Annotated in this window: 21 protein-coding genes; 9 read left to right on the plus strand and 12 right to left on the minus strand. The window is 36.5% G+C overall.

The genetic code is table 11. The annotated features are described in order from the left end of the window. Positions 1-232: 232 nt before the first annotated feature. Positions 233-1981, minus strand: coding sequence for a DNA helicase RecQ (gene recQ, locus DOK78_RS00820; RefSeq protein WP_207871764.1), 1749 nt, complete (start codon positions 1979-1981; stop codon positions 233-235). A 34-nt stretch (positions 1982-2015) separates the two neighbouring features. Further along, the gene (locus DOK78_RS00825) at positions 2016-2900 is read right to left on the minus strand and encodes a helix-turn-helix transcriptional regulator (protein ID WP_207871765.1); all 885 of its coding nucleotides are present in this window, start codon (positions 2898-2900) and stop codon (positions 2016-2018) included. Between the two features lie 77 nt (positions 2901-2977). Between DOK78_RS00825 and DOK78_RS00830 the strand changes: the two genes are divergently transcribed. Beyond that, positions 2978-3457 (plus strand): VOC family protein, encoded by a 480-nt coding sequence (locus tag DOK78_RS00830; RefSeq protein WP_207871766.1) that lies wholly within the window; start codon positions 2978-2980, stop codon positions 3455-3457. Between the two features lie 15 nt (positions 3458-3472). On the opposite strand, the gene DOK78_RS00835 is transcribed toward DOK78_RS00830, so the two are convergent. The 8 genes from DOK78_RS00835 to lepB form a co-directional block, all read right to left on the minus strand. Further along, positions 3473-3865 (minus strand): OsmC family protein, encoded by a 393-nt coding sequence (locus DOK78_RS00835; RefSeq protein WP_207871767.1) that lies wholly within the window; start codon positions 3863-3865, stop codon positions 3473-3475. Further along, the gene (locus tag DOK78_RS00840; RefSeq protein WP_207871768.1) at positions 3862-4752 is read right to left on the minus strand and encodes an ATP-binding cassette domain-containing protein; all 891 of its coding nucleotides are present in this window, start codon (positions 4750-4752) and stop codon (positions 3862-3864) included. Before DOK78_RS00840 ends, DOK78_RS00835 begins: the two co-directional genes overlap by 4 nt. Then, entirely contained in the window at positions 4749-5627 is an 879-nt protein-coding gene (locus DOK78_RS00845; RefSeq protein ID WP_207871769.1) for an ABC transporter ATP-binding protein, read from the minus strand. Before DOK78_RS00845 ends, DOK78_RS00840 begins: the two co-directional genes overlap by 4 nt. 4 nt (positions 5628-5631) lie before the next feature. Further along, positions 5632-6462 (minus strand): ABC transporter permease, encoded by an 831-nt coding sequence (locus tag DOK78_RS00850; protein ID WP_207871770.1) that lies wholly within the window; start codon positions 6460-6462, stop codon positions 5632-5634. After that, positions 6462-7421, minus strand: coding sequence for an ABC transporter permease subunit (locus DOK78_RS00855; RefSeq protein ID WP_207871771.1), 960 nt, complete (start codon positions 7419-7421; stop codon positions 6462-6464). The genes DOK78_RS00850 and DOK78_RS00855 overlap by 1 nt, the downstream gene beginning before the upstream one ends. Positions 7422-7495: 74 nt before the next feature. Next, positions 7496-9076, minus strand: coding sequence for an ABC transporter substrate-binding protein (locus DOK78_RS00860; RefSeq protein WP_207871772.1), 1581 nt, complete (start codon positions 9074-9076; stop codon positions 7496-7498). Between the two features lie 263 nt (positions 9077-9339). Then, a complete protein-coding gene (locus DOK78_RS00865; RefSeq protein WP_207871773.1) occupies positions 9340-10185 on the minus strand; it encodes a MetQ/NlpA family ABC transporter substrate-binding protein in 846 nt (281 codons plus the stop codon). Between the two features lie 332 nt (positions 10186-10517). Next, positions 10518-11090, minus strand: a complete 573-nt coding sequence (gene lepB / locus DOK78_RS00870) for a signal peptidase I (protein WP_207871774.1) — start codon at positions 11088-11090, stop codon at positions 10518-10520. 200 nt (positions 11091-11290) lie between these two features. Here lepB and DOK78_RS00875 point away from each other — a divergent pair, with 200 nt between their 5' ends. Then, on the plus strand, positions 11291-12697 hold the full coding sequence (locus tag DOK78_RS00875; RefSeq protein WP_207871775.1) for a TrkH family potassium uptake protein: 1407 nt from the start codon (positions 11291-11293) through the stop codon (positions 12695-12697). A gap of 71 nt (positions 12698-12768) precedes the next feature. Here DOK78_RS00875 and DOK78_RS00880 read toward each other — a convergent pair whose 3' ends face one another. Next, entirely contained in the window at positions 12769-13134 is a 366-nt protein-coding gene (locus DOK78_RS00880; RefSeq protein ID WP_207871776.1) for an MmcQ/YjbR family DNA-binding protein, read from the minus strand. A gap of 163 nt (positions 13135-13297) precedes the next feature. On the opposite strand from DOK78_RS00880, the gene DOK78_RS00885 reads away from it, so the two are divergent. The 7 genes from DOK78_RS00885 (at position 13298) to DOK78_RS00915 (ending at position 20178) form a co-directional block, all read left to right on the plus strand. After that, a complete protein-coding gene (locus DOK78_RS00885) occupies positions 13298-14647 on the plus strand; it encodes a Mur ligase family protein (RefSeq protein WP_207871777.1) in 1350 nt (449 codons plus the stop codon). Beyond that, a complete protein-coding gene (locus DOK78_RS00890; protein ID WP_207871778.1) occupies positions 14640-15302 on the plus strand; it encodes an adenosylcobyric acid synthase in 663 nt (220 codons plus the stop codon). Before DOK78_RS00885 ends, DOK78_RS00890 begins: the two co-directional genes overlap by 8 nt. Before the next feature lie 175 nt (positions 15303-15477). Next, complete coding sequence (locus DOK78_RS00895) at positions 15478-17073, plus strand: alpha-glucoside-specific PTS transporter subunit IIBC (RefSeq protein WP_207871779.1); 1596 nt, start codon at positions 15478-15480, stop codon at positions 17071-17073. A gap of 16 nt (positions 17074-17089) precedes the next feature. Beyond that, on the plus strand, positions 17090-18421 hold the full coding sequence (locus DOK78_RS00900) for a 6-phospho-alpha-glucosidase (protein WP_207871780.1): 1332 nt from the start codon (positions 17090-17092) through the stop codon (positions 18419-18421). A gap of 66 nt (positions 18422-18487) precedes the next feature. Further along, positions 18488-19252 carry a MurR/RpiR family transcriptional regulator gene (locus DOK78_RS00905; RefSeq protein ID WP_207871781.1) on the plus strand — a complete coding sequence of 255 codons (765 nt, stop codon included), beginning with the start codon at positions 18488-18490 and terminating at the stop codon, positions 19250-19252. 2 nt (positions 19253-19254) lie between these two features. Further along, entirely contained in the window at positions 19255-19710 is a 456-nt protein-coding gene (locus DOK78_RS00910; RefSeq protein WP_207871782.1) for a hypothetical protein, read from the plus strand. Positions 19711-19713: 3 nt separating this feature from the next. Next, on the plus strand, positions 19714-20178 hold the full coding sequence (locus DOK78_RS00915; RefSeq protein WP_207871783.1) for a PTS sugar transporter subunit IIA: 465 nt from the start codon (positions 19714-19716) through the stop codon (positions 20176-20178). Positions 20179-20214: 36 nt separating this feature from the next. On the opposite strand, the gene DOK78_RS00920 is transcribed toward DOK78_RS00915, so the two are convergent. Continuing rightward, entirely contained in the window at positions 20215-21024 is an 810-nt protein-coding gene (locus DOK78_RS00920) for an endonuclease/exonuclease/phosphatase family protein (protein ID WP_207871784.1), read from the minus strand. Positions 21025-21089: the final 65 nt, after the last annotated feature.

The raw sequence follows: 21089 nt of genomic DNA on the forward strand, positions 1-21089 counted from the left end.
TACTCTATAATATAATTATCTAACTTCTTTTGTATAAGAAAATTTCATGTTCTAATTTAGCGACAGATAAATCTTAACATATTAATATAGCACTTAGGTAAAAAGAATGTTACAAAATCATTTCAAATGAATATCAATTAGGTGTTTTTTCAGAAATAATGATTGATTATTGCAAAAAGTAATGAAAAACGCCTTTTTCCATAAAAAAATAGTAGAGAAGTTTTCACTTCTACTACTGTTTTTTTAATACCGCTAAAAATTGCGCGCCATATTTGTCTAATTTGTTTTGCCCCACACCTTTAATTTGTAAAAATTCTAAGGAATTTTGAGGTTGTTTTTCTGCCAAGTCTTGCAAAGTCTTATCAGAAAAAATGATATACGGCGGTAGATTTTGTTCTTGCGCTAATGAAAGACGCAAAGCACGTAATTCTTCAAATAGTTCATTGTCCATCACCAATTGTTTAACAGTGGCTTGTTTCCGATAGACTTTTCGTTTCCCTAATAAAACGTCAATTCCTTCGGGTGAAATCGACAATAATGGATATTGCCCTTCTGAAGGTGTCAAATATTGTTCCGCAGTTAAATAATCAATTAGCTGAACAATTTCTTTTTGTGTCCAGTCTTTCATTAAGCCATACGTAGATAATTGTTCAAAACTCCATTGCGTAATTTTTTGATCTTTGGAACCTGTTAACACTTTGCCAACAAGTGATTTCCCAAATTTTTCTCCCATGCGTTTTACGCAAGACAATACTTTTTGTGTTTCAACGGTAATATCTACTGATTCACGGTCATCCAAACAATTACTACACTTGCCACAAGCGACGCCTTCTTCACCAAAATAACGTAAAATATAACATTGAAGACATGTTTGTGTATGGGCATATTGACTCATTTCTCGTAATTTCAAATATTCATTTTGTTGATAGTCAATGGACGATTCTGATTGTTCAATAAAAAACTGCTGAATTTGTAAATCTTGCGCAGCATAAAGTAAAACGGCCTCGCTAGGTAAGCCATCCCGACCTGCACGTCCAGCTTCTTGGTAATAAGATTCTAGGTTTCCCGGAATTTGAGCGTGAATGACAAAGCGCACATTGCTCTTATTAATCCCCATACCAAATGCATTTGTTGCGACCATCACTTGAATACGATCAAATAGAAAATCTTCTTGGCTTTTTGAACGTACTTGTTCAGAGAGTCCACCATGATACATGCCCACTGGAATATCTTTATGTCGCAATAAATGATACAACCGCTCCACTTCTTTACGCGTGCTTGCATAAATAATACCCGCTTGTCCTTTATTGGTTTTTAAATATTCCAATAAATAGACATCTTTTTGTTCTTTAACCACTTGAAAAGCGAGGTTTTCACGAGCAAAGCCCGTTTTAATTTGATTATTCTCAGAAATTGATAATAACTGACAAATATCTTCCGCAACTTGGGTAGTGGCAGTAGCTGTCAACGCAATGATGGTTGGGCGTTGGGCAAATGAACGCAACGTTTCTGCTAGTTTTAAATAACTTGGACGAAAATCATGTCCCCATTGCGAAATACAATGTGCTTCGTCTACTGCTACTAAATCGATATCTACATGACGTAACAGTTCAAGAAAATCAGCTGTTTCTAAACGTTCCGGCGCTAAATATAATAACTTCACTTCTCCTCTAGCTGCCATTCCTAAGCGTTGTTGGATTTCTGAAAAATGAAGCGTGCTATTAACATATGTTGCTGGAATCCCCATTTCATTTAAACTATCCACTTGATCTTTCATCAATGAAATTAAAGGAGAAACTACAATTGTCAGTCCATTAAATAACAAAGCAGGTAATTGATAACAAATGGATTTCCCACCACCAGTCGGCATAATGCCCAGAACATCTTCTCGGTTTAAAATTTTTTGAATAATCTCTAGTTGACCTTTACGAAAAGTTTGATAGCCAAATTTTTCTTCTAATAATTGTGTTAGTTCACTCATTTGTTCCCTTCTTTCTCTATTTTATTATACCCAATTAGTAGCGGGCTTGCATATCTTGTAATTTTTGCAAATAAGCGTGTTTTAACATAGGGGGCTCAAGAATAAGCGCTTCTGTGCCAAACATTAAGAAATAATTCACTAAAAAATCCAGCTCTTTTTCGTGATACGTTCCTTTAAGCTGATTCCCTACCATAGTCATATTAGGAAATAATTGATTTTGTGCCAGATCACAGCCTTTTGCTGTTAACTGAGCTGCGAAAGTAAATGGACGCACTTGTTGTTTTCGCACTGCTTCTACTGAATAGTTTTTTCCTTCAGCAAAAAATTGAATATTGGTCATCTTATCACAACGATACGTTCGCCATTGGTGTTTTTGTATATCTCGAGCCAAACAATACCACAAACCTTGACGATAATTTAAATGGACTGGTTGAATGATTTTGACTTCTGAATGTTCTTTTTGATAATGCAAATGTAGCTGGTGTCGCGCCAACATTGCTTGATAGAGCATCTCTAGCTGAGGAACTGCTATCGGTACTTGGAGGCCTTCATAACTAACCATTGTTTCGAGTTCTTCTAAGGAAGTCACTGGAAATTTTTCTATTAACTTCTCTTTAATTTGTTGATAAGAATGGGGAAAAGGGGTGGCACCTTTCAATAACTGCAAAGCAAAAAAGATACTTAACAACTCTGTTTCCTTAAAGTAAATTGGGGTTCGTAACTGATGAGGTAAGACACGGTACCCCCCATTTTTTCCACTTTCAGCATATAAAGGTACCCCCAGTGCTTCTAATTCACTCACATCACGTAAGGCAGTTCGTTTAGAAATACGAAATTCCCTCATTAAATCACGTAAATTGAATTTATTTTTTCCATGTATAAAAATTAATTCTTGATTGAGTCGTTCACTTTTTTTCATATTTTCTCCTTTTGGTGCCATCTTCTGTCACCATTAAAACGTATACTAAGAAAAAAAGCAAAGGAGTATGATTAGTTATGTCTATTCAATTAGCCACATTTTTATCATTAGACGGCAAGGCCAACCAAGCACTCACTTTTTACCAAGAAATTTTTCAAGCGAAAGTTCTTTTTAAAATTACCAATCAACAATTCAAAGAACGTTTCAATCCACAGCTAGAAATTCCCAACGGCCAAGAAGAGTATATTTCACATTCTATTTTACAGATTGGGACCACACAGTTACAAATTGCTGACACATCAATTACCAGCGATTTCCTGACAAGTGGGACCAATTTTTCGCTAAGTTTTACGATTAACAATTTAGCCACTATCGAATCGATTTATCAAAAAATCATTCAATATGATGAGACGCAAATTATTGCTGCACCTTGCGAAAACGAATTTGCAGATTTTTATGCAATTGTTCGAGATCCATTTGGAGTCCTTTTGCAATTAACCAAAGAAAAACAACCTGATCCTGAGCAAAAAGGCAAAAAAAGAAACCCTCACACGTGATGAGGGCTTCTTTTTTTAGATAAATTCAACGGTTTCTTCCACTTGAATAGCTGGATCTAAGCTTTGAATAACTGGGCAATTCGGGGAAACTAATTTTAGACAACGTTGCGCTTTTTCTTGAAATTCTTCCGCAATTTTAACGTAAAACCGTAACTGAATGGCTTGAACTGGCTCGGCACGACGTTCTGTATCTCGGCTGTAGTCAGCCTCAATCTTTTCAAATTGATACGGAATATGTGAATTATCTAAAACCGATTGATATACATACCCACCGCAAGCAGCGACCGCACAGACTAGCATTTGAACTGGCGAATAACCTTGTTCTCTTGCCAAAACCCAGTTTCCTGTTTCATGTGGTAATTCAATTTTTTCTTTTCCTTGAATGAGTGTAAATGTCTCGATTGTCATTTGTTCCTCCTTACGAAATGGCCTTCTGCTACTTCAACCCAGTCAAAGGCTTCGGTCACTTCAATTTGTTGTTGAATTTCTTTTTTTGCAAGCGCAGCACGCGCTAATTTCGGATCAGCAATCGGTGCCGCAGCCAATAACTTTTTGGTATAGGGATGTTGTGGTGCTTCAAACAATCGTTGGGTAGGCGCTAACTCAACTAATTTCCCTTGATACATCACCGCAATTCGGTCAGAAATATGACGAATCACCGATAAATCGTGCGAGATGAATAAATACGATAGACCAAAATCTTTTTGTAAACTTAATAATAATTGAATGATTTGGGCTTGAATGGAGACATCTAATGCAGACGTCGGTTCATCACATAAAATAAACTCAGGTTGATTCACTACTGCACGCGCAATCCCAATTCGCTGACGTTGACCACCACTAAAGGCTCGAGGTAATTTGTGTAAAGCCTCGCCAGTAATTCCAACACGGGCTAAAATCTGTTCCGCTTTGTCGCGAGCATTTGTTTTAGAATCATTTAATAAAGGTTCCATCACTAATTCTAACGCAGTCATTCGGGGATTTAACGCAGAATAAGGATCTTGAAAAATAATTTGCATTTTTTGATAAATGGATTTTCTTTCAGCAGTTGCTAAGTTCGTCAGTTCTTGTCCTTCAAAAAAGACTTGCCCTTCTGTTAGCGTCTCTAAACTTAATAAACTACGACCTAACGTTGTTTTTCCACTTCCCGATTCACCAACTAATCCTAATGTTTCACCACGATAAATCGCTAAATTAATATCATCTAAAGCGCGTACTTCTGTTACTGCACCACGCCAGTTTTTGGAACGAAAAATTTTTGTCGCGTTTTCGACACGAATTAACTCTGTTGTCATTTTCCTTCCTCCTTAAGCCAAACATGGTGGGTTGCTGATAGTTCCTTGCGAGTTAAATTATCTGGTAACTCTTCATGATAATCAAAAACATGCAATTGCGCCTGTTTATCTCCTAAGTGTGCTGCTTCCAGTAATTGCTTTGTATACGGATGATGTGGGTGATAAAAGATTTCCTCAGTGGTTCCTTCTTCGACAACCAAACCTTGGTACATTACTTTAATATAGTCACACATTCCTGCTACTACGCCAAAATCATGGGTGACTAAAATCACGGAAAGCTCTTCACTTTCCTGTAATTCTTTAATAAGCGATAAGATTTGTGCCTGAATTGTCACATCCAAAGCTGTTGTTGGTTCATCTGCAATTAAAAGTTGTGGTTCTGCTAACAAGGCCATCGCAATCATTACACGTTGGCGCATGCCACCAGATAATTCATGAGGAAATTGTTTCATCCGTTTTTCAGCAAGAGCAATCCCCACCTTTTCTAACTCTTGAATCGCTCGTTGTTGAGCTGCTTTTTTGGAGATTTTTTGTTTTCGTAAAATCACTTCAGTTAAATGATAGCCAATCGTTCGTAAAGGATTTAAAGAGGTCATTGGATCTTGAAAAATCATGGAAATTGGTAACTTTTGTGGATTCGTTACGCGCTCTTCGTTAAATTCAAAAGCAGTTGTCGACATCACAGCTTGTTCCGGTAAAATATCCATAATACTTTTCATTGCCATACTTTTGCCGCTACCTGATTCACCAACAATCCCGATGACTTGACCTTTAGGCACATCCAAATCAATTCCTCTAAGAATTGGTATTAATTCGCCACGTTTTGGTTGAATGTCTACGCGTAAATCACTCAATTTTAATATATTTTTTGCCATCGAATTAGACCTCCCTTTGTAAAACTTGCTTAATCATGTCACCAAGGTTATTAAAGGAATAAATCGTTAATGCTACAAACAAACCAGGAAGTATGGCCATATAAGGTGCCCGTTGCAAGCTATTTTGAGCATTCTGCAAAAGACTTCCCCATGATGCCATAGGTTGTTGAATTCCTAATCCTAAAAAGCTCAACGCTGATTCAGTCATAATCGCACTAGAAATGCTCGTTGAAGCTGCGACAATTAAGGTCGGTAATACCGAGGGAAAAATATGTCTAAAAATAATCGTGCTTGCAGATTGCCCAATGAAATTTGCATATAAAACGTAGTCTCTTTCTTTCGCAGACAAGGTTTCACCACGAATTAAACGTGCAATATTCATCCATGAAAAACCACCAATAACAATAATGATCGTCCCTAGACCTGGTTTTAAGAAGACACTTAATACAATCACTAAAACTAACCACGGAATAGAGGATAAGATATCTACAATACGCATCAAGACATTATCAATCCAGCCGCCAAAATATCCTGAGACTAAGCCGACTGTCGTACCAATTGTCGTCGCCGTCAACATTGCCAATACACCTACTAATAAGGAGACCCTACCACCATATACCACTCGAATAAAATAATCTCGGCCCACTTCATCAGTTCCAAAAAGATGCTGCCAGCTTGGAGGTTGTGACATATTGCTGACATCTGTCGCATTCGGATCAATTGGTAGTAACGGAGCGATTAGTGACAAGCTAATTAGTAATGCTAGAAATATAAAAGAGAGGGTATAAATTGGAGAAGAAAAAATCGCTCTGAACAAATTTTTCAAACGCTTCATTACTCTTTTCCTCCCTTGCGAATTCGTGGATCAACAACTGAATAAAGGACATCTGAAAGGAGATTCCCCAAGATAACTAAAGTTGCTGAAAGTAGCATAATTGCCATAATAACTGGATAATCTAAACTTCTCGTTGCGCTCGTCAAATAAGGCCCCACTCCTGGCCAACCAAAGATGGTTTCTGTAATAATCGCACCAGTAACCAACATCGGTAATGCTAAACCTAATTGGGTCACTACTGGAATCAATACATTTCGACTAATGTGTCGACGGAAAATTTGCCATTTTGTCGCATGAAATGCTCGTTGAACAGTCACGTAATCTTCCGCCACTTGTTGCAAGGCAGAGGAACGAATATAACGGGTTAATTCTGGGAAAAAAGCAACCGTCAATGTAAGATAAGGCATGATAAAATGTGCCAGAAAATCATTGAAGTCCCCCGCTTTCCCAACTGTATTCATACCAATAATTGGGAATAAATTTAACCGATAACCTAAAAAATAAATCAAAATCATCGCAAACCAAAATGTTGGAATCGCAATCCCTAAAGAAGCAATACCATCAATTAATTTATCAAAAAATTTCCCTTTGTTTGCAGCAGCAATCAATCCCAAAGTAATGGCTAAAATTAATGCCGTTAGATAGGCCGGAATAATTAATTTCATCGTATTAGGTATACGAACCGCTAATTCACCAGCAATACTGCGTTGTGAAACCAATGAATAACCAAAATCTCCTTTAAAAATATTCGTCAACCACGTAGCGTACTGGACAAAAAATGGTTCATTCAAGCCATATTTCTCTCTTAATGCTTCTACTCGGTCTGGAGACATATTAGGTGTTGTCACGGAATCAATTACATCATACGGTGCCAGATGAATCAATGAAAAGACAATAAATGAAATAACCAATAGCAAAGGAATAGCTTGAAGTACTCGTTTTGCAATATATCTTGCCACACGTAACACTTCCTTTCTCATAATAAAAATGAAAAGAGACTGTGATAAAAGAGTCTTTATCACAGTCCAATTCACTATTTAATCGTTAATTTAGACACATCTTCAAACGTGTAAATTGGAATTAATCCGGCATCTTCTACATTTCCAATGCGGTTGTTAACTGCTAGAATTTTTTTGTTATCAACAATTGGATAGATACGCGCATCGTCAGCGATAGCTTGTTGTAATTCATTATATAATTCTTTGCGTTTCGCTTCATCCAATTCAACTGCAGCTTTGTTAAATAATTCGTCTGTTGCTTTATTTTCTGTTTGGAAGTAATTGGCACTACCCTCTGTTTCAAATAATGCACCATATAAATCAGGATCATTTCCCATAATATAACCACCCAAGAATAGGTTATATTTAGTTGAGCCATCTTTATCCAATTCAGCAAAAATTGCTGTTCCATCGCCACCCTCTAATGTTACGGTAATACCAGCTTTTTGCAACTGTTGTTGAATTAAAGTTGCTTGAATCGTTTGTGCTGGATCACTTGAAGAAAAGGCTAAGTTTAATTTCAAGTCGCTTACATTAGCTTCTTTTAATAGTTCTTTTGATTTTTCAATGTTCGTGTCGTATTTTTCAACGTCCTCTGTCGCAAATGGATTATTTGGTGGTAAGAATGAGTAAGGTTGTTCATAATATTCTTTTTCTAAATACGCCGCTTGATTTAACTCATCTTTGTTTAACGCAAACAATACAGCTTGACGTACTTTAACATCTTGTAATGCTTCAGATTTTGTATTTAATCCTAGATAACCTACACGATTTTCACTGTAAGGGTACGTAGTGATGGTTTTTTCATCTAAATCAGCCACATCTGATGGTAAAACAAAGGCTGCATCAACTTCACCTTTTTGCAGTGCTACTTTTGTTGTATCGGCACTTTCAATAATGCGTAAAGTTAAGTTTTTAATTGATGGTTCGCCACCAAAATAATGTTCATTCGCTTCAAATGTTAAATACTCGCCACGTTTATACTCAACTAACTTGTATGGTCCTGTTCCAACTGGATTTTCTGGTAATTCATTCACCGAAAAATCTTCTACGCCTTCAAAAATATGTTTTGGAATGATAAACGTTTCAGTCGCAATGTTGTTAACTGCCGCTGCACTGGCTTGTGGCAATACAAATTTCACTGTATAGTCATCGACTTTTTCAAATTTGATCGGTTGATCGCCAACCCATAGTTGATCGGCATTTCCATTTTCTTTTTTGGCTTTTTGTTCATACGTAAACACTACATCATCAGCTGTAAAAGGTTCGCCATCTGACCATTTCACATCTTTTTTCAAATGAACAGTTACAGATAAACCATCTTCTGCTGGTTCAACTGATTCTGCTAAAGCATTTTTTGTCGTTCCATCCCCTTCAACAATCACTAATGGTGAATAAATGATATTAGTTACTGTTAAGCCCCAACGGTCACTTGTGTTAATTGGGTTGGTAGAAGAAGGATCTCCACTGATTGCATACGTAAATGTCGCATCGTCTGCTGTGGTACTTGAACTATTTGCTGTTTCATTCGTGTTTCCTCCTGATGAACAAGCCGCTAAAGCCAATCCTAAAGCAAAGATGCCGACGCTAAAAAGCCCCTTTTTCCATTTTTTCATGTATTATTCCTCCCTGAATACATCACTTACTGATAGTATTTGTTCCCAAAGAATAGTCGGTTCATTTTAAAAAGTCAACGCACTTGTGATAGCTTTTTTCTATCACTATATATTAATTATTAAAAAAATTAGCGAAAAAAAAGCGTATAGATGAACGTATCTATACGCTTTTGCTGAAACAGTAACCTTTCACGTAAGTAAGCCTTTTACATCTTAGTATAAAGGAATTGAATCACCTGATAATCGTAGCTGTTTCTATTTTTTTACCAAACTGGAACACTTGATTTTTTCGTTGTTTCTTCGATGATTTTTTTCACTTCATCTGTTTGATAGTATTTTACTACTGTTTGATAAATCTCTTTGTCTTTTTCTTCTTCACGAGCTGCAATAACATTGTAGTATGGTTTAGAAGAATCAGCAATTGGTTCTAAGAAAATTGCATCCTCAGTTGGAATATGACCTGCATCAACAGCGACATTGTTGTTTACACATGCAATATCTACATCGTCTAATACACGAATCGTTTGATTAGCATCCAATAAATCAAATTTCAAATCTTTTGGATTAGCAATGATATCGTTAACTGTTGGCATAAACCCTTTCTCTGGGTCTAATTCAATTAAACCCGCAGTTTGTAATAATAACAATGCGCGACTTTCATTTGATACGTCATTTGGAAGGGCAACAGTTGCGCCATCTTTTAATTCTGACACATCTTTAATTTTATTTGAGAAAATACCTAATGGATTCAACGTGGTATAAGCGATAGTTGTATTGTGGAACCCGCCTTCTTTGTTGACGTTATCCATGTAGATTTCAGTTAATGATGAATGTAAATCAATTGACCCATCTTCTAAAGCCGTAATTGGGCCACGATAATCAGTAAATTTTACGATTTCTAAATCAATATTTTCTTTATCTTTTAATTCTTTTTGAACGTGTTCCCACGCTTCATTATTTTCTCCAACAACTCCTAGACGAACAACTTCTGCTTTCGCCTCACTTGAAGAATCTGTCTCCGTTGTATTTCCTGAACCACATGCGCCTAATAATGTTAGGGCACCGACCGTTAAAATACCTGTAACCACTTTGTTCCAACCTTTTTTCATTGCCATTCTCCTTTTGTTTTTTTCCGTTTTGATTTTGCTTCTGAAAAATAAAAAGCGCCCTTCATCAACACAAAGATGCTGATAAAAGGACGAAATTTCGAGGTACCACCTTTTTCAGAAGTAAAACTTCCCTGTCTCTTTTTTACAAGAAACGTTCAAGGTAACAATTGAACAAGTCGAAATTGCCTATTATCGACAATTTTCCTCAGAGAATCTGTTCTACTTGAAAGCAATGAATACTTACAAGATGACACAGCTCTTCAACGGATAGATATATAAGTTTTCTTGTACTTTACAGTATCCGTAAACCAGTGTCAATATTTAAAACCAAATCATTTAATTAGTGAAATTTCATTCAATGGCCAATAACGCATGAAAACTTCCCCTTGAACCATCGACTCATCGACAAAGCCAAATATCCGACTATCTTTCGAGATTAAACGATTGTCTCCAAGAACAAAATATTTTCCTTCCGGTACATTATATGAAAAATCATTTGTGAACGTTAATGCTCGTTCAGCAGTTTGTTGAAAACTCGTGTTATAACCATATTCTGTTTGTAATTTATTGTCTGCAAATTTTTCTTTGTATTCTGTTAAGTACGTTTCCTCAACTTTTTCACCATTTACGGTAAGCACATCATTTTTCATTTGAACGTTATCACCAGGCATACCAATTACACGTTTGACAGCTAATTTTTCTAAATCATCTGGTTCTTGGGTGGTGATGATATCAAAGCGTTCAATTTTAGAAAGCTGGAATGTAAATAATTTTTGTCCGTCTGCTAAAGTAGGGTCCATTGAATGTCCTTTCACTGACACAGGTGTCACTACAAATAGACGTAATATTAATAATAGTACGACGAAAAAAATAAACGTCCCCCAATTTTTCATAAATTCTTTCAAAGGTTATGCTCCCCTACTAGTTATTTCGATTCTTTGTTTATTATAACATAGCTTCTTATTGTTAGCGAAAATTGATGTCCTCTCTTATCGATAATGATTGTTTTTACTACGGTTCTATGGTATATTCTCTGAATATTTGCCATTTTTGGCTACACTTTTGTTATACTAGTGAATAATACATTTAGATTGGAGATATTCTTATGAACTTTGGACGTTTTACGCGTCTTACAGTGCGTCGAGGAAAGAATTTTTTCTCAAAAAATATTTCGTCAATTCAACTGATTGTTACCTATTATATTTTAATGACTCTTCTTGCACTTATTTTACTTTACTTGCCTATTTTTCGAAAACCAGATGTATATGTTTCGTTTATCGACATGTTCTTTATGGCAATTAGTACGATTAGTGTGACTGGCTTGTCCACTTTTCCAATTGATGAGGTATTTAATGAACGTGGCGTCATTTTACTAGAAATTCTCTTTCAAATTGGTGGCTTGGGTGTCATGATGATTTCGACCTTTTTCTTTATTGTTTCACGGCGTAAAATCTCATTGAAACAGCGTCAATTAATCATGGCAGACATGAATCAGCCTCGTTTAAGCGGCATTGTGCGCATGATTCGTACAACATTTACAATTATTTTAGTATGTCAGCTGATTGGCGGTGCCGTCTTTGGCATTTATTTCAAAGTCATGGGTTATTATGACCGCTGGCTAGATGCACTTTTTTATGGATTGTATCAAGCCATCTCTGCGGTAACCAACTCTGGTTTTGATGTGACCGGTGAATCAATTGTTCCTTACGCAAACGACAATCTCTTTTTAGTAGCAATCATGTTTTTAATTTTTATTGGAGGCATTGGCTTTCCGGTAATTATGGATTTTCGAGAATGGATTGGTTATCAAGTGTTTAAAAAGAAACGCCAGTTACCTTTCCGTTTCACCCTATTTACCAAAATTGCTTTCTTAGCATTCGTCATTTTATTCATTGGCGGTACCTTAACGATTTTCTTCCTAGAAAAAGATCATCTCTTTCGAAATATGACTGCAGTAGGGCAATGGGTTAATAGCATGTTCTACTCAATGACTACACGAAATGCTGGGTTACAGATTCATGATTTGAATGAATTTCAAACAACTACTCTAATGATTTTTTCAGTATTAATGTTCATCGGGTGTAGCCCTAGTTCCGTTGGTGGGGGTGTTCGAACAACGACTGTCGCCATTATTGGTTTGTATTTAATTTCGTTTTTAAAAAGTGAAAGCCATATTAACATTTTTGGTCGCAAAATTGCCAATGATGATGTACGTAAATCAGTTGTTGTCTTCATGTTATCTCTATTAATGTGCTTTGCTTGCGTCATTTTCTTAACTGCTACAGAAGATGTCTCCTTAATTTCCATTATTGTAGAAGTGACTTCCGCATTTGGAACGACAGGATTATCCCTAGGAATCACCTCGGAACTTTCTGTAATCGGCAAACTGATTATTGCTTTACTAATGTTTATTGGACGGATTGGGATGTTGTATACTCTATTGTTATTTATCCCTAAAGAAACAAGAGATTTAGGATACGAATATCCTACTGAAAAAATTATTATTGGTTAAAAAAATACCCTTTGCTTAGCAATCTAGGCAAGGGGTATTTGCTTGTTTACCTAAGTAACTACCTAGGGATACTATTTTGTTAATTCTTTTCGGGTTTTTGCAGATATTTTTTGCCAAACGAGATTGTAGGAAAGTTGAATCATCTGTTCTAGTTCTTCATCACTTAGTTCTTCTGTACTTAAGGTAATTGAATTCCAATGTTTTTTATTCATATGATAGCCAGCGACAATATCTGAATAAATTTCTCGCCACTCTTCATTTTTTTCTGGTTCACCTTTTAAAGTAATAATAGCTGTTTCCGAGAGTTCTGGACTCATCGTTCCAAACATTTTGCCGGCTACTTCAAAATAAATGGTTTGCCAATCTTCTCGATAATAAACTTTTGCAAAAGGCAATTGCTTACCAAATGCTTGCAGACGTTCATAGCGTTGTTGCATGCGCTTCACTCCTTTTTATTTTATTATAAGAGAGTTTCTTTTTTCTTGCTAAATTTTTTCTTAATTCTAAAGAAAAAGGGAAGCTGATTAATCTTTTGGCAAAGATATGGTATGATAAGTTGAATTTGTAATGAATATTTCATTTTACGTATGGAGGTTTTTTATGGGAATCCGAAGTTATTTTGCTGCATTTGTTGGCAAGACCTCACAATGGATACTAAAGAATTTTTTTAAGGGAGGATCAAGTCTTCCTGGAAAACTAGCATTATCAATTGATCCGCACATTCTAGATTACCTAGCAAAAGACTATCAAGTTGTAGTGGTTACTGGAACAAACGGCAAAACATTAACAACTGCCTTAACTGTGAATATTTTGCGTCAAGAATTTGATAATGTGTTGACAAATCCAACTGGTGCAAATATGGTGCAAGGAATTGTCTCTACTTTTCTTTCTGCGAAAAAAACAAGTGGGAAAAAATTTGCTGTCCTTGAAATTGATGAAGCCAGTCTAAGTAAAGTTACAGAGTACATCAAACCAGAATTATTTGTTTTTACAAATATTTTCCGCGATCAAATGGATCGTTATGGTGAAATTTATACAACGTATCAACTAATTGTTGATGGTGCAGCTAAATCACCAAACGCAACTATTTTAACCAATGGTGATTCACCAATTTTCAATTCAATCGATACCATTAATCCTCGTAAATATTACGGGTTCGATCATGAAGAAGATCATGAACAAATGGCACACTACAATACAGACGGCGTTTTGTGTCCGAAATGCCAACATATTTTACACTACAAAATGATTACTTATGCCAATCTGGGGAAATATTATTGCCCGAATTGCGACTTCCATCGTCCAGAATTAGACTATAAATTAACGGAATTGAAAAATATGACAAATACTTCGGCAGAGTTTGTCATCGATGGGAATGAATACAAATTAGAAGTTGGTGGCATGTACAACATTTATAATGCCTTAGCTGCTACTGCTGTTGCAGAATATTATACAGTTAGCCCTGAAAAAATTCGTGCTGGACTTGGCTATGATGAAAAAGTCTTTGGCCGTCAAGAAGTGATTGAAATTGATGGGAAGCAATGTACCTTAGTTTTAGTAAAAAATCCAGTGGGACTAAATCAAGTCATCGATATGATTGGTTTATCTCCTTATCAATTTTCATTAGTTTGTCTGTTAAATGCCAACTACGCCGATGGAATTGACGTTAGTTGGATTTGGGATGGCGATCATGAAGCGTTTGCCGAGATGGACATTCCACAAGTAATTGCAGGTGGTGATCGTCATAAAGATATGGCTTTGCGCTTGAAAGTTGCCGGCATTGCCGAAGAAATCATTACAGAAACACAAAATCTTGATGAAGTTATTGATAGTATTAAAGATTTGCCAACAGAACATGTTTACATCCTCGCAACCTATACTGCTGTCTTACAATTACGTAAAAAACTAGCAGACAAAGGATACATGGAAGGAGGAATGACACGTGGCTAAACGACAATTAAAACTAGCCCATTTGTATGGAAATCTGTTAAATACTTATGGCGATAATGGAAATATTTTGATGTTAAATTACGTCGCTAAAAAAATGGATATCGAGTTAGAAATTGAAATTGTTAGCATCCACGAACCATTTGATCCAAATCGTTATGACCTAGTCTTTTTTGGTGGCGGACAAGATTACGAGCAATTGATTGTCTCACAAGATATTCAAAGTAAAAAAGACAGTTTAACGACATTTATTGAAAATGATGGCGTCATTTTGGCCATTTGTGGTGGCTATCAATTACTGGGTCACTATTACATTGGTGCTGGCGGTGAAAAAATCTATGGCATCGGTGCATTGGATCATTATACCTTGAGCCAAGATAACAATCGCTTCATTGGTGATGTAAAAATCTATAATGAAGAGTTCGATGAAACTTACGAAGGGTTTGAAAACCACAATGGTCGTACCTTCTTAGGAAAAGGTGAACGTCCCTTAGGAAAAATTGTTGAAGGTTTTGGGAATAATGGCGAAGACCAAACAGAAGGCGCAATTTATCGGAATGTTTTCTGTTCTTACTTCCACGGACCAATTTTGGCACGAAATGAAGCCTTAGCAAAACGTTTAATCGATTTAGCATATAACCGTAAATATCAAGCGTAGTTTACAAACGAGACTTATAAATGAGTCTCGTTTTTTTGTGGGAATTTTCCCGCCGTCTGATACCTAGTACCAGCTTCTACTCTTTTGTCCCATAAGTAACTCCATCTATTGTAAACGCTCACAATTTAACTTAAAGTAATCACGTAAGTTATTTTAGAAGGGAGTTTTCTCAATTATGATGGAAAAAGTTCAGCGCTTTGGTGGCGCAATGTTTACACCAGTTCTACTTTTCTCATTTTCGGGTTTAATGGTTTCATTAGCAATTATTTGTAAAAATCCGATGTTAGTAGGAAGTATCGCAACTGAAGGAACCGCATGGTACGGAGTTTGGTCAATTATCGAAGACGGTGCATGGACAGTCTTTAATCAAATGGAATTATTATTTGTTATTGGATTGCCAATTGGTTTAGCAAAAAAAGCCAATGCTCGTGCAGTCATGGAAGCCTTTGTCGTCTACTTGACTTTCCAATACTTCGTTGGTGGGATGTTAAAAAACTTCAGTAATTTCTTTGGTGTTGATTACGCTATGGATGCTGGCGGAACAAGTGGTTTGAAATTAATTGCCAATATCAAAACACTAGATACAGGTATTATCGGTGCAATTGTCATTTCAGCTATTGTTGTTTGGATTCACAATCGTTTCTTTGATACAAAATTGCCTGATTGGTTAGGAATTTTCCAAGGTTCTTCATTTGTTGTGATTATTGGATTCTTCTTAATGTTACCAATCGCTTTCCTTGTAGCGCTTATCTGGCCAAAAATTCAAAATGGCATTAACTCCATGCAAGGTTTCTTAGCAAGTTCAGGCGTGTTAGGGGTTTGGATTTATACCTTCTTAGAACGAATACTAATACCTACTGGGTTGCATCACTTTATCTACTCCCCGTTTGTATTTGGTCCAGCAGTAACACCAGATGGGATTACTCGTGCTTGGATGGCAAACCTAAATGAATTTGCTGCTTCTACAAAACCATTGAAAGAATTGTTCCCTGAAGGTGGTTTTGCTATGCATGGTAACTCTAAGATGTTTGGTTCTATTGGGATTGCTTCAGCATTTTATCTGACTGCAAAACCAGAAAACAAAAAGAAAGTTATTTCTATTTTAATTCCAGTCACTTTAACAGCCTTTTTAGCAGGGATTACTGAACCATTAGAATTCACATTCTTATTCATCTCTCCGCCATTATTTGCGATTCATGCTGTATTAGCTGCTTCAATGACAGCAACTATGTATGCCTTTGGTGTTTCTGGAGATATGGGTGGTGGTTTCCTAGATTTATTAGCGAAAAACTGGATTCCAATGTTTGCAAATCATAAAACAGAAATCTTTACACAATTGGCGATTGGTTTAGCGTTCGCAGTATTGTATGTTCTAATTTTCCGTTTCTTGATTTTGAAATGGGATTTACCAACACCAGGTCGCGAAACTGTTTCAGATGATATTAAACTATTTACGAAAAAAGATTACAAAGCGAAAAAAGCAGGCGGAGCTAATGATGACGGTGAGCCTGAAGGCAATCGTTACCGTGAATCAGCAGCTATTTATCTAGAAGCATTTGGTGGCTCAGATAATATTGATAAAGTAAATAATTGTGCCACTCGTTTGCGTATTACCGTTAAAGACCCTGCAATTGTCGCAACCGATGACGCTTTTCGTGCAGGTGGTGCTCACGGGGTTGTCCGCAATGGTACAGCGTTCCAAGTTATTGTAGGCTTAGATGTTCCTCAAGTGAGAGAACAATTTGAACAATTATTAGATATTAAAGATTAAGGAGTGTTATAAAATCATGAAAAAATTTTCAATCGTCGTTGCCGGTGGAGGAAGTACCTTCACTCCTGGAATTGTCTTAATGTTATTAGACAACTTAGATCGTTTCCCTATTCGTCAAATTAAATTTTATGATAATAATGAAGAACGCCAAAAACAAGTCGCAGATGCTTGCGAAATTTTATTAAAAGAAAAAGCACCTGACATTAACTTTGTTGCAACAACTGATCCAGAAACAGCCTTTACTGATGTTGACTTTGTTATGGCACATATCCGTGTTGGTCTTTATGCAATGCGTGAAAAAGATGAAAAAATCCCATTGAAATATGGTGTGGTTGGTCAAGAGACATGCGGACCTGGCGGAATTGCTTATGGTATGCGCTCAATTGGTGGCGTGTTAGAAATCTTAGACTACATGGAAAAATATTCACCTGATGCTTGGATGTTAAACTACTCTAATCCAGCAGCAATTGTCGCAGAAGCAACACGTAAACTACGTCCGAATTCAAAAATCATCAATATTTGCGATATGCCAGTTGGAATTGAAGAACGTATGGCACGCTCAATCGGATTGAAGTCCCGTAAAGAAATGGTTGTGCGTTACTACGGATTAAATCATTTTGGCTGGTGGACAGACATTCGTGATAAAGATGGCAATGACTTAATGCCAAAAATTAAGGAACATGTGGCACAATATGGTTATTCTCTACAAGATGAAATCGAAGAATCACAACATTTAGATGAAAGCTGGATGCACACTTTTGCCAAAGCACGTGAAGTCTATGCTGTTGATCCTGATACTTTGCCAAATACGTATTTGAAATATTATTTCTACCCTCAAGATGAAGTTGCTCATTCAAACCCTGATTACACACGTGCCAATGAAGTAATGGCTGGCCGTGAAAAACATGTCTTTGGGGAATGTAATGCAATTGCTGCGCGTGGCAATACAGAAGGTACCACTCTTGAAATCGATGAACATGCAAGTTATATTGTCGATTTAGCCCGTGCGATTGCTTATAACACACATGAAAGAATGTTATTGATTGTACCGAATAATGGCGCTATCGTAAACTTTGATGAAACGGCAATGGTTGAAGTACCCTGTATCGTTGGTTCAAACGGTCCTGAACCATTGACACAAGGAAAAATTCCACAGTTCCAAAAAGGTTTGATGGAACAACAAGTATCCGTTGAAAAATTAGTAGTGGAAGCTTGGGTAGAGGGTTCTTACCAAAAACTATGGCAAGCCTTAACCTTATCACGCATCGTGCCAAATGCGCGGGTTGCTAAACAATTATTAGACGATTTAATCGAAGCCAACCAAGAGTTTTGGCCTGAATTAAAATAATTATTAGCAGTTATTCATCCCTCCTTCTTCTTTTTCAGTTATAATAACGGAAGAAGGAGGGATTTGATGAAATTGCAACGTTTGATTCATCACTATGCCAAAGACTTAAGTGAGCTAGATTTAGAAATTTTGCATTACATTGTAGAACACACAGAGGAAGTTGTTAACTTAAGTATTCTTGATTTAGCCGAAAGAGTCCATTCATCCAAGTCATCGATTTTACGCTTGACGAAAAAAATGGGCTTTTCCGGTTATTCTGAATTCAAATATTTTTTGCGACAAGAACAACAACATTTATTAGTTGAAGAAAGCGAAAAACAAATCTACGATAAACAATTGGATGATATCCAACAAACACTGGATTATATCCGCTCCGTTGATTTGCAACCAATTAACGAACTACTTAGTAAAAGTAAAACGATCTATTGTTACTCAACTGGATTCTCTCAGAAAAAGCCCTTAGAAGAATTTTCAAAAATGATGTTATCACTAGAAAAAAGAGTCATTATCTTACCCAATAAAACGGAATTAGATATGGCCATGCCTATGATTACCAGTGATGATTGCTTTATGGTGACTTCTGTCAGTGGGGAAACAGCAGATGTAAAAGAAAATCTGACGACATTTCATATGCGTCAAATCCCTGTAATTGCGATTACAGCATCTGGCAATAACTATTTTGCTCGTAATAGTACGCATCACTTAAACTATTATTGCTCCCCTTTTACTATCGGGAAAAAACATAGTGAAGTCATTTCATTAATAACTTTGCATTGTTTAATTGATTACTTGTATCGTTCTTACGGGATTTACCAATTAACGGAGGGATAACTATGCTGCGATGGACAACAAATTCCAAGCGACTACAACAAATCTTATTAACTTATTGGGTCCTCTTCCCTATTTTATTTTATGTTTATTTGCTAATTTCTAGTATAATGAAAGATGTAGCAATACAAGACTTAATTCAATATGTTCCTGGGATAGCATTAGGGAATCTTATTGCTTGTTTGACCCTTTTTCAAGCGGCTGTTCTCTTTTTTGTTAGTCGCGTTTCACAAAGTAGAGAGGGTTTATTGGGACAGTTCGTCTTTATTTCAATTTTTCAACAAGCGATGACAGGGAATATTATTGGTGCTTTGTTAACCTTCTTCTTACGACGTGCCTTATTACCAGTCAAAGAAAATACATCATCTCAAATTAAATTAATTTTTTACTTTGCAATTGGATTTATTTTATTATTAAGTTTTCTAACGCTATTTATTGCTTGGCGTTTGAGAGGAGTGTAAAAGATGTTTTCATTATTTAAAAAGAAAAAAGCGACGCTACACAGTCCAACAACAGGGATGTTGATTCCGTTGTCTCAAGTGAGCGATCCAGTATTTGCAGAAGGTATGATGGGACCTGGGCTAGCAATCGAACCGACTATTGCTGAAATCTACGCACCGGTCGAAGGAACAATCACTACCATTTTTCCAACGAAACATGCCATTGGCGTCAAAGCCAAAAACGGCAAAGACATTTTGCTACATATTGGCATTGATACCGTTGAATTAAATGGGGAAGGTTTCGATATCCACGTAAAAGAAGGCGATAAAGTGTCACCTGACACCTTACTAGCACGTGTTGATCATCAATTGCTTAAAGCAAAAGGCAAAGCGTCAACATTGATGGTTTTATTCCCTGAAGAAAAAGAACTACCTAGTGTTCAAGAGCGTAGCATTACTGCGAAAGAAGAAATTTTTTCATTAGATTAAAAAAAGTTGTGAGGAAGTTTTTCCCCACAACTTTTTTTAGTTGAATTTTACAGCAACTCCAAAATGATCGCTAACAACTGGTCCACTAATCCCATCAAACATCACTTGATAAGTTTCTGGCACGAATTCTTTTGTAGCAAAAATGTAATCAATTCGCAAGTTTCCTTGGTTATCGTTCCAACCGTCAATTGCCTTTGAAACGGTGTATGAGCCGATTTGTTCCTCAGATGTTACAAAGGTATCCATTAAGCCTAACTCGCTTGCTGTCACTAACTGGTAGCCTTCTGTGCCTTCTGGGTTGTTGAAGTCGCCCATCACTAACAAAGGATACGGACTATCTTTTAAAACTGCTACCGTATTTTGCCACTCCGTTACAAATCCCTCTTGTGACCACCAAGAATAATGCCCGCTACATACACGAACCATTTGCCCAACAATTTCTGTCACTCCTGTTAATAACGGACGACGACGATGATCCTCGGCACCATCATATTGAGAGACTAAATAATCTTTTGGTAAAATCGGATTTTTAGACAATAATGCCAAACCTTCGTGAAATTTTTGATAACCAATATGACAAAATGTCCATGTCCAGTAGTATTCGACATCATTTGCAGCTAAATAATCCACTAATCGCAAAACAAAATTATCTTCATGAATAACCATATCTGTTGTAGGACAATATAAGTCGCCTACAATCCCTGGTTCTGACTTAATTCCTTGATTAACTTCTTGCAAAGCAATCACGTCATATTCTTCTTTTAAAATCATCTCTGCTAATTGTTCAAATTTCTCTTCTGGATGTTCTTCCATCCAACTATGGGTATTTAACGTTAATACTTTCATTACTTTTTACGTTCCTCACTCTCAAACCACGACTAACAGCAACATCACTAAATATTGTAGTACAC

This window comes from Enterococcus sp. DIV2402 (assembly GCF_017426705.2).
GTDB classification, from domain to species: domain Bacteria; phylum Bacillota; class Bacilli; order Lactobacillales; family Enterococcaceae; genus Enterococcus_F; species Enterococcus_F lowellii.